Origin of the sequence: Lysinibacillus mangiferihumi (assembly GCF_003049665.1) — a bacterium.
Taxonomy (GTDB): Bacteria; Bacillota; Bacilli; order Bacillales_A; family Planococcaceae; genus Lysinibacillus; species Lysinibacillus mangiferihumi.
Genome location: NZ_PYWM01000053.1, coordinates 1 through 15,834, shown reverse-complemented (window position 1 = coordinate 15,834; position 15,834 = coordinate 1). Strand labels below are relative to the sequence as shown.

Here is a 15,834-nt window from a genome sequence, read left to right as displayed (position 1 = left end):
CAAACCGCACTAAACGGTCTTTGTACAGTACAACGACTTTTGAAATATCACGATTATTAATCTTGTCAATTAATTGTTTCAAACCTTTTTTCTTATAGTTGATTCCGCTGCCAATATCTTGAATAATATTATTATTCATGTCAACATTAGCAATAAATCCCGCATTACCCATACCACCTTCTCCACAAATAAATACTTTATCATTATGCTGTTGAACTTGTGGGTGTTTCTCAATCTCACACCAGACGTCTTCATTATAAGACATTATACTTTCTAAAGAGGTTTCACATATGGGATTTATAAAGTAATTGGAAGTATTACCGTCAATAACTTCATATGAATCCATGATAATAACTTTACCTGATATATAAATGACACCGTCTATACCCGGAAGTTGATTATTTTCCCAATTATTTTGTATAACTCCATTTATTTTCCTTTTAATCTCCTTATTTAATAGTACGATTATTTTGGACATACAATTTTAGGTTGTTTTGAAGTACTTTCTGGTGGCTATTTAATTTTTGGAGAATCTGGTCGTTTAGGAGGTCTCGAATTTATTTTCTTACGTAGATTACTTCCGCAGTTTGACCGTCAAGTCTACGAGCACCCAGAACAACTATTATTATAGGTACTTCCGTTACTCTTGCCCTTTGAGCCGCAAGTAATTATCATTGGATACCAATGTAACGAGACTATGTAAGTCATCTGTCTGTGGTCCTGCAAGAAATATCCATGCAGAAACGTATTCCCATCCCATCCAAAATAAGTAGCCTTATCTTCAGAACACTTCTCTATACGTCTACCTAGTGCGTCATACTTGAAAGTAACTCTGTCATATCTGGCTTCATGACCTTCGCCATCATGCCATTGCCATAGTACTCGTACTTCCATGTATCTCCATTATTTTCGACTTTCTCTAGGAGATTTCCTTCTTCGTCATAAGAGAATTGGGATGTAAATCATCAATTACGCAGTATGGTCAACGAGCTAACGGGTGTTAAAAGTGATGTACGGCTATGATGAATTTCGTATGAGCCAATCCAGACAGTCGGCAATTTGATTTTTCGCAGTGTCTATGATGTTGGCAATCTATATGAAACAAAAGACAAAAAAATCGTGTTTACGGTGCTGGCAGGGCAGTAGATTGCTAGAAACAAAAGATGCCATAGAAATCTATGTACCTATCATTTACAGTAAAAGAGCAGCAATATAATCCAACCTAAGATAAAAGCTACTCTTTTAACGTATGTTTAAATTTCCCTATTGCTATAACCACTAAATACAATTTGTACAGCTACATTTTTATGGTTTATACATATCCGCTTCATTTGAAGGAACAAAAGTAATTCCCTTCAATTTAAGTTTTTCAACTTCATTTTTAAATTCTTCTGAACAGAACATTACTCTGAAGAGTCTAATGTTATTAATTTGAAACACTTCAGGAAGTATGGCCTTACTTTTCAATTGTAAATCCCATATTTTTCTTATATGACCATTTTGCTTATAGAATTCAATATTCGATTTCTCCATATCTATGACATCTTCTAATTTATTATAAAAGCGCACAAAGTAATACTCTTTTGAAGATATACTTTCTTTATGCTTATTCACCATATATATTTTAGTATATTGAAAATTCCTAATTTCAAATTTTTTTAATAGATTAAGAAAATCTAATGATACAAAAAATCCACCATCCTCCCATCTGAAGTCAAAATCATATCTTTTATCTTTTGAAACGAACCATATTTCCTTTGGCAACTCTGTTATAATATTTTTTGAGGTTCTCCATTCTCCATCATCAGAATCTCTTGGCTCAAAAGGATTTTTTTCGAAAAATTCTGTATGCATTATCCCCTCAAGTAAATTAGGACAAAATATACCTTCTTTTTTAAAAATCGCAAATTTTTTCTCCATATTAAAATGTCATTCCCTTCATGTATTCATTTATGTAATCTACTACATGGTGATTTAGTTTTTATTTTCCCGGAAATTAGTTTCTTTAGACTTCTTTGTAGAATCTCTCGTCTAGTTAAAGTACTGTTCCTTACTATTTTGTACTGCACTTTACCTCTTCTATTCTTCATAATAATTTTGAATAGTTATAATTTTTTATGCATATTTAGCTCAGTCAATGCAAAAGCAAAGTTGAGTTTCCCAATATTACTATTTCTACCTATATCATGATTAATAAAATATCAAAAAACAAGTGACAATAAACCCTTAATTAACGGATTAATCGCCACTTATTAATTTATACAAAAGCACTTGTAATCAATTAAAAATATAAATACTTGTTGTACCTTTAGATATCTGGAGTTTACTAATATCATTATTCGACCATTTTTCTTTCTATAATTCAAAAACATTACATTTTATTTTATAATAAATCAATTCCTCGTTTATTATTTTTTCAATCTCACTCCAGTCCCCTCCTGCTAATCCTGAACCAATTTTAGGCATTTGTATAGTTAATCTATTAATTAATGAAAACCTTGCAACTTTTTTTAAGCATGAACGAAGTGCATCATAACCAATATAAGTTGTACTATCTTTGTAATTTTTCCTTACACCTTTTTGTGCAAGCATATTTGCAATAAAAACCGATTTCTGTTGGTCCACACATACAAACTGAACTTCTCCTAACCTAAAGGTTTCCTTGTCCTTAGACCATTTTAAATACTCTTTTTTTGCATAGGGGAATTGCTTGGATAAAGATAGAACAAAGCCTTTCCCCCATAATCCCAATATATTAACAACATGAATAATTAGTGTATTTTCTTCTAAAGGAATGGAAGCATCACCTTTTAAGTAACTTGTTTGAGGTTTATTAATAGCAACTAATATTGCCTCCTTCCACTTATTTTCAAATTCTATTCTAGTAGTAGGAACACTATCGCTTAAATCTAAGCTATCGATATGTCCATCGTACAATAAAAATCCAATATTTTCGTTCCAATCTTTCAACGAGGAAGAAATATACATTTCGTTATTGATTATATTAATTTGCCTAGTTGCAATTCCATTCTCAAATTCTGTAAATAACTGCCCGTGACCTTTCGCAAATTCAACATTATCACATTTGTAATATAATAAGCTTTCATCAGGTTTAACATACTGTTCCACCGCTATTTACCACCCTTTTCGAAATATCCAAATCCGTTACACAATTTGGATTTTCATAGGATTTTATCATCTGAAATTTCGTAACGTTTTTTTCTGACTCCTCAACCATTTTTTCAAATCATCAATCTTAATCGCGACCATTTATCAGACCTTCTTAAAGATTCTAACAATTGATCAACTGAAACCCACCCATTAGCATCTAACTCTAATTCATACTCCCCCGGAGAATGGCGTAGGGTACCCGCCCCCCATTTCTTTACCTAAGGGCAACGAATTTCAATTGTCCTACCGGCTGTTGTAGTGCTAAATCGTTTATTTAAATTAATATTCCCTAAATTTTCTTTAGTCGCCCAAACTGGAATTCACCTTTGAATTAGCCTCTTTAGCAACATATAATCTTCTGTTACCTACCGTGAAAATATCGTTCATATGTAAAAAGAACTTAAGTCTTCTATATATGTTTTGTATCTTACTTATGAATATTGCCAATAACTTTTTATGGGATTCTCAATTGAATCTTCTTTCATTTGTGCATATAAATATATAGCACCGAACGCAAAGGGATAACTTTTTCTTGGCTTTATTAGTTTATCTGGATATCCTTCCTCATCAATTTGGAGTATAAAACTAAAGCCATCTTCGTGTAGCTCCTTATAATAATATTCCTCTTCCTGAATATGCTTTGGTGTTCCTCCGAATTTCACAAGAAACCTTTGATTAAATGTTTCTTTATCACTTACAATAGTGGCTTCAGAAATAAAATGTTTTACAAAATCCGGATTGTTAAATGTATCCAATTTACTCTCTTCTGTTTTAGGATGTTTTATTGTCATTAATGAACAATCTGGATATCTATTTTTAGAGATACGTTCTTCAAAATTTTGGGGTGCAAAAATAGATATCATCTCATTTTCATTGAAAGGGTTAACAAAGGACAAATAAAAATACATTGTTGTTTCTTCATTTACTGTGCCTTCCAATTCATCGAAGTAACTTGGTGCATTACCTCCAATCCAGCCATTACCGCTATCAATTTCATTAGTTTGAAAAACCATACATTCATTTCGTTCTTGAAAAAATTTATTATACTTCATAGCAATCTCCCTTCTATTATGCATTACATGGTATAATTCCATGTTTTATCCCATACTGTAGTTTCTGTCATTCGTGATTTTTGCAGAAGGGACAAAACCATCATTGAATACCCATGTCACTAGATTATCTGCGATATCGATATCTTTCTGCAAGGCATTCTCCACTGAATTATCCTGTGAGAAATACTCATGCAGAATCGTATTCAAAATAAGTAGCTCTACCTTCCGAACACTTCTCTATCCGCCTATAGCGCGTCATACTTGAACATAACCTCTGTCTTATCTGGCATGATGACCTTCGCCATCATGCCATTGCCATAGTACTCGTACTTCCATGTATCTCCATTGTTTTCGACTTTCGCTAGGAGATTTCCTTCTTCGTCATAGGAGAATTTGGCATCCTGTGTTCCTAGTAATCTACTACCAGCGCCATAGATACGATCTTTTTTATCTTTTGTTTCATATAAATTGCCAACATCATCGACGCTGCGGTATAAGAAATAAAATTGGCAACTATCTTGATTGGCCCACACGAGGTTACTAAATTCATCATAGCCGTACGTCACTTTACACCTGTTGGCTCGTTGACCATACTGCGCAACTGGTGATTGACATCCCAATTATAGACGCGTCTTTGGGTATCGCGGTTTTGACTACTTACGCGATGGTGTGTTGGTCTACCTGTGATATCATACTGCCATTTACTAATAACATCCCCTGGTAGAATTCGCTCAATTTTTTGACGAAGTTCATTGTATTACATCGAGGCTGTCCACTAGGCTTGCTCGGAGCAAGAGGCTGTCATTTGTAAGTGCCTAGTTCATTACGCGTGACATCGATTTTGGCACCGAGGCTACTTGTCATTTGGGAGCGATTGCCTAACTCGTCATAGCTACTGGTAATGCAATGATCGTTTTGCCATTCTTTGATTACTTGTCCAGATGGGTCTCGTTCTAGCTTGATGGTTACATGCTCATTTTAAGTTTCTATTAATGGCCTGTTTTTCATAGCAAAACATTCTTAGATGCAGCGGAATGAAAAAAGAAGGCTTAAGCGCCTTCTTTTTTATTACTCTACTATTATTTATCAAACTATGAATATTGCCAATATCCTACTATTGGATTCTTTATCGAATCCTCCGTCACAATTGCATACAAATACACAGCACCAAACCCAAATGGAAGACTTGTGCCTGAATGAAATAATCCACTAGGATAGCCGTCCTCATCAATTTGACACAAAAAATCATATCCATTTTTCTCTAATTCTTCGTAATAATATTTCTCTTCTTGGATAAGGAAAGGATTTCCTCCAAATTTAATAAAAAAAGGAGTTTCAAATGCTTTTTCTTCACTTACAAAAAGACCTTCTGAAATATAGTGTTTAACTATTCCGAATTCGGTATAAGTAGAATCCAAACTTTCTATCGAAATTGGATGTTCAAATACTTGCAATGAACAATTTGGATATCTATTTTTTGAAACACGATTTTCGTATTCTTTTGGTATAAAGATAGAAATCATGTTATTTTTATCTAATGGATTGACAAAACAAAGATAGAAATTATAATCAGATCCAATTTCACTTAAAAGTTCACCTTTATCGTCAAAATATGCTGGAGCATTTCCCCCAATCCACCCATTACCAACATTGTTTTTATCTAACTGATATATAATACTTTCTTTTCGCTCAACTAATATGTTATTTGTATTCTCCATATTATTCTTCCGAAAAACTTAAATCGGATTTCACGCTCCTTTGCATTTAGTTATTTTCTACAGATAAATCGATGTCTTTCACCATATTCAATTGCATTTGGGAGCGATTGCCTAAGGCGTCATAGCTACTCGCAATCCACTGGTTGTTTTGTTAGTCTACCCGTGACTTAAAAAGTAATAATCTATATGTATAAATTGATAGCCTTAAATATTCCTTCCTTTTATCTAAGATAAAGCTTTTCTATAAGAGTTATTTCATATCTGCCACATTAAAGTTATATCTTTCATCTTCCCGTGGATCATTATATCCTTCAAATTCATTTATTTTATTAATAGAAAATAAAAAACCAAAATTGGGATTGGGATAATCTAATTTTTTCTTACGTGTATAGCCTTTTATGGATATTAAGTATTTTCCAGAAGGAACATTATATCTAAATCCAGAATATAATGTCTCTCCATCTAACGTTTGATATGATATTTCATCATTTTCTAGAAATTTATTTCTGTTGAATTCATAAAATAAACCAATACTAGCTATCCATAATGTATCTTTAACTTCAATATTGAAGTTATGATATACCATTTTTTCCTCCCACTCATCGCCAAAGGACTGATTATAATTATCAATTTTGATTAAATATTCAATAGAATCTATTGGTAAAAAAGGTATCCAAATCCCCTCTGCAAGTGAATTTATATATCGTTTATGATTATCCTGAAAATTTTTCAATATTTTTTTTGACCTAACTTTTTCTTTCTTTAAAAATTCTTCTAAAACATCTAATGAAAATAAACAAATACCGTAACTTGCAACATCTAATATTTTATCCAATTTCACATCTCCTTTTTTCTATTTACATGGCATATCACCATCACCTCTATCTAATAAATCTGAATATAAACCAAATTTATCTATATTGTTATTTGTATCTCTTACATACCCATAATGCGTAAGGTTCCCACCCGCGTCAACCTGCGTATAATTCCCTTGCTCTGGGTCATAGTATCGGAATCGGTTATAATACAAGCCTATTCCTAGATCATCATACTGTCCTTAATATCTAAATGGACTAAAGTCTTTCTCACCCGTAGATTCCTTCACTCTTCCCTAAACATCAAGCTCAGCCGATCAAACCTATGACCTTGTTCATCATAAGCTTCGGCAGGCGTTACTAGATAATCACTAATAATACTGTAATGACCTTCATTTGTGATTTTTGCTGAAGGGACAAAGCCATCATTGAATAGCCATGTCACTAGATTATCTGCGATAGCGGTATCGGTCTGTGAAGAATTCAGATTTTTTTCCTGTATATTCTTTCATTCTTACAATACGATGCCCTTCTAACGAATTGGGAATATATTTTACTGTCAGTAGTTTGATTGTCCATCTGGTAAAGATTTTAATAATGGTCTATATTCCGATTTTTCCATATCTAAACAAGGTACTAGATATAATATATTCATGATAAAAACCATTTATTGATTTCACCAGTGTTTGTAGAAGTTATTACTGCAGGATGCACTGAATCTTCTCTAATTGCTCAATTAGCTCTTAGAGAAGATTAAAGCAGTTCTTTTAAAGAATATGTAGAAGATGCCACTAGTTCAATATAACTGTCATATCCTTTAACAATATAATGTTTCAAATTCAACCTATTTCTGGGGTCGTACTTCTTTTTATTTTTCTGTAAATATTCTGAATCTACCACTTCATAAAATCCTGAATCTGGATGACGAAATCTTTCTTCATCATTCTCCAAATGATCTCCAATGGACACTTCCTCAGAAATACAAAAACCATTATAATTGGATTCATCGAAATTTAACGTTACGCATTTAACTTCCGCTACAATTGAAAAAAAAATTGCTATGCTAACACATTTATTGTCTATACTCTTTAATGGTATAGCACCCACTTCAATTCTTACGCCACCCGATTCTGTATACACTAACTCTAAATCAGTAGTAGATATTTTGAAATTAAAATTTACTGGCTTTAAAGTGAACATCTTAATACCTCCCAATTTTTGGCCTAGACAATTTGTAACATTCTTAACAAGACCAGAACAGACTTTATTCTTTGTTATAGTTATTGTTTTAGATGACGGTCTATTTTTTATATCAGTAATTAGATGACTTGGAACTTTATTATATGGAACAAAGATTGCGTGTTCTGGAAATTTGCCTCCTTCAGCCAATGCAGCTAATCCTCAATTATTTAATGTTACTACTTTACCTGTTGCAGGATCGATTGTATATGAAATTAAAAACTCCTTAGGATTGATTCTACCGAGACTAATATCTTTGGCAACCTCAAGTATTGGCCTACCAACAATTAGCTTGGGATGCAATTGTACTAAAATTAGGTGCTATTCTAAAATGTATGTCACTTGGAAATGAGGTTATTTCACCAAATTCAAAAGGATCAACCATAATATTTTGATTCCCAACATCATCGTATAGAATTTAGATTAGAAAATTGACAAGTTAGGATTACAATACCCAACAACAAAATCCATCAATTCTAGCAAAATATCCTCTGTTTCAGAATCGCTTATTTCCCTTAACTTTTCTAAGTTTTCCAACATAGAATTTTTACCCATTCCTTTATCTTTAAACCTTATCAAGCTTTCACGAAGAGCTAGTACATCATTATAATTTTTTTTTATTTCCTCTGGGAATAATTGAATAAACTCGTTATTTAGCGGCATGTTAATTTCTCCCAATTGATTTGTGTTTTTGCTAAAGCCTTTGATAATCTCCAAATGGTATAGATCTAGCTAGTTGAATAGTTCCGTGACCAGGTTTATCAAGGACATGAACCAAATCTGGACCTAAATCTCCAGTCCTCATTTTCCAAATTGGAGTCTTACCTGTACCACCGAAATCTGGAGTGTGTTGGTCAATCTTGTGGACTCGGTGAAATAGATACACCACCTGTTCCTGGACGAACAATTCCTTTCGAATCAACAAGTATATCCAATTAAGTCTTGCACCTAAAGTTCTTGCTGAGTCTCCTAACATAGAGTTTCCATTACTATCCGTCACCCTTCGACCTAAGTCCAAGAAATTTAGGGCTCAAGCCGCATTTTTATTATTTCCTCTTTATACTTGACGGGGGACACTTCATTGATAATTGTGTCTAATAATTGGAGTGAAGTTCAGAACATCTGAATTAAATTTTTATAAAGTCCAACAAAATAGAGTACTTAAAAAATTTTTTTCAATCGCATATACTGAACATTATTAGTATTTGCATATTCTATTCGCCCTAACCCTCCTCTCATCCCTATAATAAAATCTCCTTTATAAACAACAAGTGAATTCGGTACAAATGCACTAAATGGGAAATTATTGAATAAAATATTCTTTTTATATGTTCCATTTTCATTAGTTATTGTAAATAAATTTTCACTAGATATAACATATAGGATTTCATTGAATATAAAATAAGAAATTGGACACTCATTTAAATTTAGACACGCTTTAATAGAAATGCTAGTACCATCGTATTCTATTTTATATAAACTGCCTGTATTGAGATACATATGTTCTAATCCTTCTAGAAAAAATAGGTCTCCTTTATATTCAAATATAGATTTTACATTGCATTTTTTTAGAAATAATTCAGTCGAGTCAGCATAAATAACTTTTAATTCTCCTCCCCATTCTCCATAATCGGTGCCTACTATTGTCAAATCAAGATATTCATATTGTAAACTGTGCTTCTCATGATATCTATTAATCACTAACTCTTCATTTTTTATTTCAACACAATACTGTTTTGAATTGTTTATTATTTGTAACCACTTACCGCTTCCAGCTTCAGGTATTTCTGCAGTTATAAAATTATCCCATAATGGCATAGTTTTTTAATACCCCCATTGTTACTTAGTTTTTTTACAGGGATGATCGTATAAATTAAATAACCTTTAGTTTCATCATTTAATCTGAAAAAAGTTCCAAAGCTTTTTCTTGTAATTCTATTCCGATGTCCTCCAGTTGCTCTAATAAATCATCTTCAAAGTAACTAGATTGAAATGAAAAAGCACCATATATATCAACCATAGCTAAAGCAAGTTTTTTAGGAACTGTTTCTTTATCTTTGTAGAAGTGTATCAATATGTCTAATGCTACTCTAACCTTATTAAGTAACTCAGTGTCTAATTCTTTGTTCAGTCTTAATTTTACTGGAACCGAATTGTCAGATACTAGTCCATTATATACAGTATCAATTGCTTGCTGTATTTCCATAACCTCACGACCTCTTTTTTGCAAATTTTCATTAGAAGCTTTTTTCCTTAGAAGAAACTACGTAATTATAAGGACGTCCTTTAAACCCTGCTGCTTTAGCATTTTCTGGGGTTGATACATCAATAAAATTACTTGTCCAGATGGGTCTCGTTCTAGCTTGACGCTTACTTGCGCATTTTCCGTTTCTTGTAATGAGCCGTTTTTGTCATATGTAAATGTTTCCCACGTACCATCATAGTAGTCAGAGCAAATAATATTTCCTAGCGCATCGTGCTGATACGCTATCCAACGATTACCCGGTCGTTGAATCCGTTGCACGAATCCTGCTAGACTTCGCTCATACGATTTTTCCATGTTATTAAAGTCGTTTTCCTTAATAATATGGCCTTTGGTATCGCGTTCAAATGTTACACTTCGCCTTTTTCATTGATAGCAGCGGTTAATTGCTCCTCTGTATCGTAGGTATTGTACTTTAGTTGAACGTCGTTACCCTTTGAAAGAATGGCCATTACAAGGCAATTAATTTATTATAATGAAACCAATAATCGCAATCTCCTTGATCACCAAAAGACCTAATTTCCGATACTTAATACTCATTGCTAAAACAAGATTAATAGAAAATAGACTCATTATAACTTGAAAAGTCATGGCGAGTCTATTTTCTATATAAACATGGGCTTTGTTTTTACTTTTCTAAACGGACGTCTACTTTTTTGAGAATGACCTAGTCCTTATCGCCATCTTCTGCTTGAATATTGCTCGTAAAAATTATCAATATTTTCCTGACTTAGTATTTTCATATCATTAAAAAGACTATCAAGAATATCTTCAGCAATCTCTACGTCTTCAGCACAACCTGTATTTTTTGCCAGAAGTTCTACCGCTACTTTTATTATATACCCTTTGTCTGCTTCAGATAGAGTACTATCATTATAAACTTGCATTATTAATTTTTTTACTTGTTCTTTAGTCTTTTTGTTTTCAATGTAATCTTCCTCTTCACTTTTGAATTGTTCATTGTAATAGTTTTTTAAAGAATTTCTAATTTTGTCAATTTCACTTCGATAATCTATTTTCATAATTTAACGGCACCTTCCCTTTTTATGAATAGTATAGGCACTTTTATGTATTTCACCTTGTATGAGAACCTTAGCATCTTTCTTTTCATAGCTATATGCTAGATTTTTAAACGCTTACCTGTTTGAAAATCAATCCCATTAGATACATCAAAAACTTTGTTAGAGTCTAACTTATCCGTATCAATAGCAATAATTGTATTTGATCGTCCATAAAACTTAGCAGTATGTTTCTTTTTCGTAGCTGATAAGTCAGTTTCCTCATTGTTTGCAGATGCCTTCGTAGCACTATCTATACATGTATAGCCACCATCTTCAACCCATTCATGCGCAATCATTTTTCCGTCCCACAAAAAGTAGTTTCCCCACCAATTTTATTGATTTGAAGATAATTTGGCCAAGTCCACAAGAGAGACGGTTTCTTCTTGTTTTTGATACCACTCTTCCTTAAACAAATTACTTGCTACTTTCTTGTATTCCGCAGTTATCAGCCCAAAAACCGAAGCAACATAAAGCAAATACTCTACAGATTGGGCATCTCTTTTTTCATATTCATAGCAAATCAATTTTAACACATAATCCGAACGCTTAAAGTCATCAGCAGTGTAAAGATAATCTGGATAAAACTCTTCAATAAAATCTCCTTGTGAAATCTCATTCTTAAAAAGATTTAAAATCAGTTCAGATTGTCTTTCAGTAAACAAACCACGCATTTCGAGCTGTTCCATTGCATTTCTTTTAATAGTTTCATTGTTAGATTTAGAAAGAGATTTTAATTTTTCAATAGAGTCTGGGCTGTTTATATTACCCAGACCCCAAATACATTTTACAGCTAATGCAAAATTATCATCGTAATCAAGATATTCAAGTTCATGAAATACAGCTTTATAAAGTGATTCAACAGCGTTTAATGGCTTTAGTTTTGATAGTGTAAAAGCAATGTCTTCATGAGATTTGTGCCAATCCGCTTCAATAAGGCTACATAGTACCCTTGTATAATTTAAAGTGAACAAGTCAAATTTAGAAGCAACAAATAACATCCATCTAACAGCTTCCACATCTCGAATTTTATAAGCGCCATACAGTAATTTTAAAACATATTCAGAGTCTATACCGTTTGGAAAAAAAGCATCTATAAATTCTTTCTCAGTCATTTCATTCAACCATAATTTGCGAGCCATTTCTATCTCCATCCCTGTCTATCTCCTTTCGCATACCTTAAAACTTTCAATATTGTCATTAAAGATTTCTAGACCTCTATTTAGATATAAGTTTGATTTTTTCACTAATTTTCTAGCGATTGTTAAAATCCTCTAAGTCAGCTAGTTTGATATCATATTCTTTCTTAATTGGTAGAAATAAATATTTTATAGTTTTATGGTCCATTAAATTTTTTATTTTTCCATCCCCAATACTTGTTGTTCCGATAATACGAACTTCTTGTAAATTAGGTAGCTGATGAAGGAAATCTAATGAAGGAATTTCACCACAGCTCTCAATTATTATTTTTTCTATGCTAGAGACATTTCCAATTGAACTCCAATCCTCAATATTTTTACAATTTTGAAAACCTATTGAATTTAATGATTTTCCTCCTTCCATCCACTTTAAAGAAGTCATTTTTGAATTATAACTTATTCCTAAGTGCTCTAAGGAAGGCATATACTTAAGTGCTTCAAATTCAAATATTTTAGTTTTTACTAGCCCTATTCTTTTAGCTTCTGTAAATATATTGAACTCCTCAGAAGAATCGCCACTATAATTATCAATAAATAAGTACTCAATGTTCTTGTTTTGAAAAATTGAACTACATGTTTTTTTATTGTAATTTAAGTAAACACACCACAATGAATTTAACTGCGAAAAAGGAATTACTTCATCAGTTTTCCCAAGAAAATTAAAGTATTCTAATGAACTATAATTTTTTAGTTCATTTAAGGATTTATAATCATAAGAGTTTAACCTAAGCCCCCTAATATTTGAAATGCTATTAAGATTTTTAATATCCTCAAACTTGTGCTTTATGGCATCATGTGTAATTGACACACTGTCTATTTCTTGCCTTCTTATATCCTCGATATCAACTACCTCTTTATCTGGATTTATATTAATAAATCTAAAGTTCCTATTGAAATAAACTTTGTCAAAAACCATAATATCCTCTCCTTGATTCCCTTATTTTGAACAACCAGGACTTTTTATTTTATTTGCAAGGTCTTCGCCTGCATCTTCAAAAGCTTTTATTATATTAGCCTCTGTTTTGAAAAAAGTCTGATTCTTTGCCATGCAGAACTACCAGTATTTGTAAGTATCCCAGCTATGTGGATGTTAATTTACCTGAACCTAAATGTTGTCTTAATCTTTGTATATAAGTTATTAGCTTTACCAATATACCATTTAGTAATACAATCCCTTACATCAATTGTTCTAAACATATAGGCTCCACCAAATTTTTTACTTGTTCCCAGTATTTCTTTTAAATAAGCTCTATCATTCGGATTTGTAGGTGCTAATCCAAAAACATCAGATAAAATGTTTGGAAATTTTCACGTACGCGTAACAAAGTAGGATTCCCACCAGCCAGTCCAATCGGGTCGACCTGCGTATTTCCCTTGCTCTGGGTCATAGTATTGGAATCGGTTATAATACAAGCCAATTTCTACATCTTCATACTGCCCTTAATATCTAAATGGGATGAAATCCGTTAGCTCGTTGACCATACTGCGTAATTGATGATTGACGTCCCAATTGTAGGCACGTCTTCGGGTATCTCAGCTTTGGCTACTTGGGCTTGCTCTTAGCGTGACATTTGGACATTGCCCATGGTCGTCAAGCGAAAAGATTTGGGTATGCATCCTGCACTAAATATATTACATCTTTATGTTAAGTAAATTTTCAGAAACGCACTTTCATAATTCAATATACAATAAAAAAACATATATAAAGAAAAAGCTTACGACAATTTCTTTACATATGTTGCGACAACTTAGTTAAGGAAGTATTGAGAAAAGACTGTATTATAACTGTTTTGATTCATGATAATAAGCACTAAATATTTTTAGGAATACCCTACATTTCAACGAATTCCGGTCGTTGGGTACTTCCCTCTTTGACAAACATTACTCCTTTTATCTTTTCTTCTTTACATGCTTTTATAAATAATTCATCAACAATGATATTCCCTGTATATTCTTTCATTCTTACAATATGATGCCCTTTTAAAGAATTGGGTACATACTTTATAGACAATAGTTTGATTGGTCCGTCTGGTAAGGATTTTAATAATGGTTTATATTCCGATTTCTCCATATCTAAGCAAGGAATTACATTTAATATATTCATGACAAAAAATGTTTCATTGACTTCGCCGCTCTTTGCAGACGTTATGACCGCAGAAATAAACTGACAATCTGAACCTAATCGCTCTACTAGCTTCTTGAATTTTAAACTTACCAATAGTCCCCCTATTGTTGGCAGGATATCATATTCGTTTAAATAAGTATCAAATTTATCTACTGAATAAGAAAGTTTCTCATCTAAAGGGTAGACATTACCCTCTTCTAAATCATATTGATTAAAAGTGTTCTTTTCTGTGTAATCAAAAAAAACATCTCTTCTATAATTGCTATATAACTGATAATAACTCATAAAAATCACCCCTCACAATGTAGTCTTATTTTACCTTTTCTCAAATCTTGTCTTAAATCATTTATTAATTCTTGCGAACATTATGACCTTGTTTATCATAGGCTTCGACAGGTGTTCCTAGATAATCACTAATAATGTTAGTTGCCTTCACTCATTATCTTAGCTGAAGGAACAAAGCCATCATTGAATACCCATGTCACTAGATTATCTGCGATATCGGCGTCTGTCTGTGAAGTATTCTCCACAAAATTTTCGAATTTATCTGAATTATCCTGTGAGAAATACTATTCAGAATCGTATTGCCATCTCATACAAAATAAGTAGCTTTTCCTTCCGAACACTTCTCTAACCGCCTACCTAACGCGTCATAATTGAAAGCTACTTATTATCTGTGAACGATTGATGCGTACTTTGCTCCCAAATCATCTTTAATTTCGAATTGGCTGAAAAACGCCCAAGTTTATTATAATAATAAAAAGAACGAATTACCATATTACGGAATCTTTCTTTCATGCTTTTCAATGCTCTGCTGAAATTAAAAATGGGTTATTAGCTATATTTCGAATTTGAGCAGAGTGGCCACAACTTATTAAGCGAACATGCCATTTAAGAAGAAATCTTTTCCCTTCATCATTATCATGCTACAAGCAGTTTCAATTTCTTCTATACTAAAAGTATATAGAAAACAAGTGCGATTCAAGAAAACTCTAAGAATATGTTTTTATATTTGGTGAATAGCTAGGGGTGTATACGGCCTTATAAGGATCAAACAAAAACATATGTGAGTTAATTTCACAATTCTAACCCCTTGTCTCCCAAGGGTTTTCAAACAATAAAAAATGGGCACCTCCCAAAATGGTATAATTTAAGTGACCAAACCAAAATTATCCACGAGGTGAATGCCCTATG

General features: G+C 32.5%; 18 protein-coding genes and 3 pseudogenes. All 21 read right to left on the bottom strand.

Features of this window, described 5'->3' with window-relative positions; all coding sequences use genetic code 11:
• Positions 1-127 (bottom strand): annotated as a pseudogene (locus tag C9J37_RS25985) (IS607 family transposase); the annotation flags it as partial.
• Between the two features lie 1,178 nt (positions 128-1,305).
• Positions 1,306-1,920, bottom strand: coding sequence for an Imm43 family immunity protein (locus C9J37_RS25975; RefSeq protein WP_107897712.1), 615 nt, complete (start codon positions 1,918-1,920; stop codon positions 1,306-1,308).
• A 435-nt stretch (positions 1,921-2,355) separates the two neighbouring features.
• A complete protein-coding gene (locus tag C9J37_RS25970) occupies positions 2,356-3,129 on the bottom strand; it encodes a macro domain-containing protein (RefSeq protein WP_107897711.1) in 774 nt (257 codons plus the stop codon).
• A 113-nt stretch (positions 3,130-3,242) separates the two neighbouring features.
• Positions 3,243-3,329, bottom strand: a pseudogene (locus C9J37_RS25965) (RNA 2'-phosphotransferase); the annotation flags it as partial.
• A gap of 273 nt (positions 3,330-3,602) precedes the next feature.
• On the bottom strand, positions 3,603-4,223 hold the full coding sequence (locus C9J37_RS25960; protein WP_107897710.1) for a hypothetical protein: 621 nt from the start codon (positions 4,221-4,223) through the stop codon (positions 3,603-3,605).
• A gap of 45 nt (positions 4,224-4,268) precedes the next feature.
• Positions 4,269-4,430, bottom strand: coding sequence for a hypothetical protein (locus C9J37_RS28615; RefSeq protein ID WP_167397437.1), 162 nt, complete (start codon positions 4,428-4,430; stop codon positions 4,269-4,271).
• A 38-nt stretch (positions 4,431-4,468) separates the two neighbouring features.
• A complete protein-coding gene (locus C9J37_RS25955) occupies positions 4,469-4,843 on the bottom strand; it encodes an RHS repeat domain-containing protein (RefSeq protein WP_107897709.1) in 375 nt (124 codons plus the stop codon).
• A 471-nt stretch (positions 4,844-5,314) separates the two neighbouring features.
• Positions 5,315-5,941 carry a hypothetical protein gene (locus C9J37_RS25950; RefSeq protein ID WP_107897708.1) on the bottom strand — a complete coding sequence of 209 codons (627 nt, stop codon included), beginning with the start codon at positions 5,939-5,941 and terminating at the stop codon, positions 5,315-5,317.
• 250 nt (positions 5,942-6,191) lie between these two features.
• Positions 6,192-6,776 carry a hypothetical protein gene (locus C9J37_RS25945; RefSeq protein ID WP_201262221.1) on the bottom strand — a complete coding sequence of 195 codons (585 nt, stop codon included), beginning with the start codon at positions 6,774-6,776 and terminating at the stop codon, positions 6,192-6,194.
• 18 nt (positions 6,777-6,794) lie between these two features.
• A pseudogene (locus tag C9J37_RS29815) lies at positions 6,795-6,986 on the bottom strand (RHS repeat-associated core domain-containing protein); the annotation flags it as partial.
• Positions 6,987-7,042: 56 nt separating this feature from the next.
• On the bottom strand, positions 7,043-7,201 hold the full coding sequence (locus tag C9J37_RS28610; RefSeq protein WP_167397436.1) for a hypothetical protein: 159 nt from the start codon (positions 7,199-7,201) through the stop codon (positions 7,043-7,045).
• 308 nt (positions 7,202-7,509) lie between these two features.
• Complete coding sequence (locus tag C9J37_RS25935) at positions 7,510-8,145, bottom strand: hypothetical protein (protein WP_201262219.1); 636 nt, start codon at positions 8,143-8,145, stop codon at positions 7,510-7,512.
• A 273-nt stretch (positions 8,146-8,418) separates the two neighbouring features.
• Positions 8,419-8,658: a hypothetical protein gene (locus C9J37_RS25925; protein ID WP_107897705.1), complete on the bottom strand. Its 240-nt coding sequence runs from the start codon at positions 8,656-8,658 to the stop codon at positions 8,419-8,421.
• Between the two features lie 498 nt (positions 8,659-9,156).
• Complete coding sequence (locus C9J37_RS25915) at positions 9,157-9,813, bottom strand: hypothetical protein (RefSeq protein WP_107897703.1); 657 nt, start codon at positions 9,811-9,813, stop codon at positions 9,157-9,159.
• A 79-nt stretch (positions 9,814-9,892) separates the two neighbouring features.
• Positions 9,893-10,201, bottom strand: coding sequence for a hypothetical protein (locus C9J37_RS25910; protein ID WP_107897702.1), 309 nt, complete (start codon positions 10,199-10,201; stop codon positions 9,893-9,895).
• A gap of 57 nt (positions 10,202-10,258) precedes the next feature.
• On the bottom strand, positions 10,259-10,555 hold the full coding sequence (locus C9J37_RS25905) for a hypothetical protein (RefSeq protein WP_107897701.1): 297 nt from the start codon (positions 10,553-10,555) through the stop codon (positions 10,259-10,261).
• Between the two features lie 377 nt (positions 10,556-10,932).
• A complete protein-coding gene (locus C9J37_RS25900; protein ID WP_107897700.1) occupies positions 10,933-11,280 on the bottom strand; it encodes a hypothetical protein in 348 nt (115 codons plus the stop codon).
• Positions 11,281-11,378: 98 nt separating this feature from the next.
• On the bottom strand, positions 11,379-11,630 hold the full coding sequence (locus C9J37_RS25895) for a hypothetical protein (protein WP_107897699.1): 252 nt from the start codon (positions 11,628-11,630) through the stop codon (positions 11,379-11,381).
• Positions 11,631-11,651: 21 nt separating this feature from the next.
• Positions 11,652-12,470 carry a HEAT repeat domain-containing protein gene (locus C9J37_RS25890; protein WP_107897698.1) on the bottom strand — a complete coding sequence of 273 codons (819 nt, stop codon included), beginning with the start codon at positions 12,468-12,470 and terminating at the stop codon, positions 11,652-11,654.
• A gap of 100 nt (positions 12,471-12,570) precedes the next feature.
• The gene (locus C9J37_RS25885; RefSeq protein ID WP_107897697.1) at positions 12,571-13,431 is read right to left on the bottom strand and encodes a hypothetical protein; all 861 of its coding nucleotides are present in this window, start codon (positions 13,429-13,431) and stop codon (positions 12,571-12,573) included.
• 915 nt (positions 13,432-14,346) lie between these two features.
• A complete protein-coding gene (locus C9J37_RS25875) occupies positions 14,347-14,925 on the bottom strand; it encodes an imm11 family protein (protein ID WP_107897696.1) in 579 nt (192 codons plus the stop codon).
• Between the last annotated feature and the right edge of the window lie 909 nt (positions 14,926-15,834).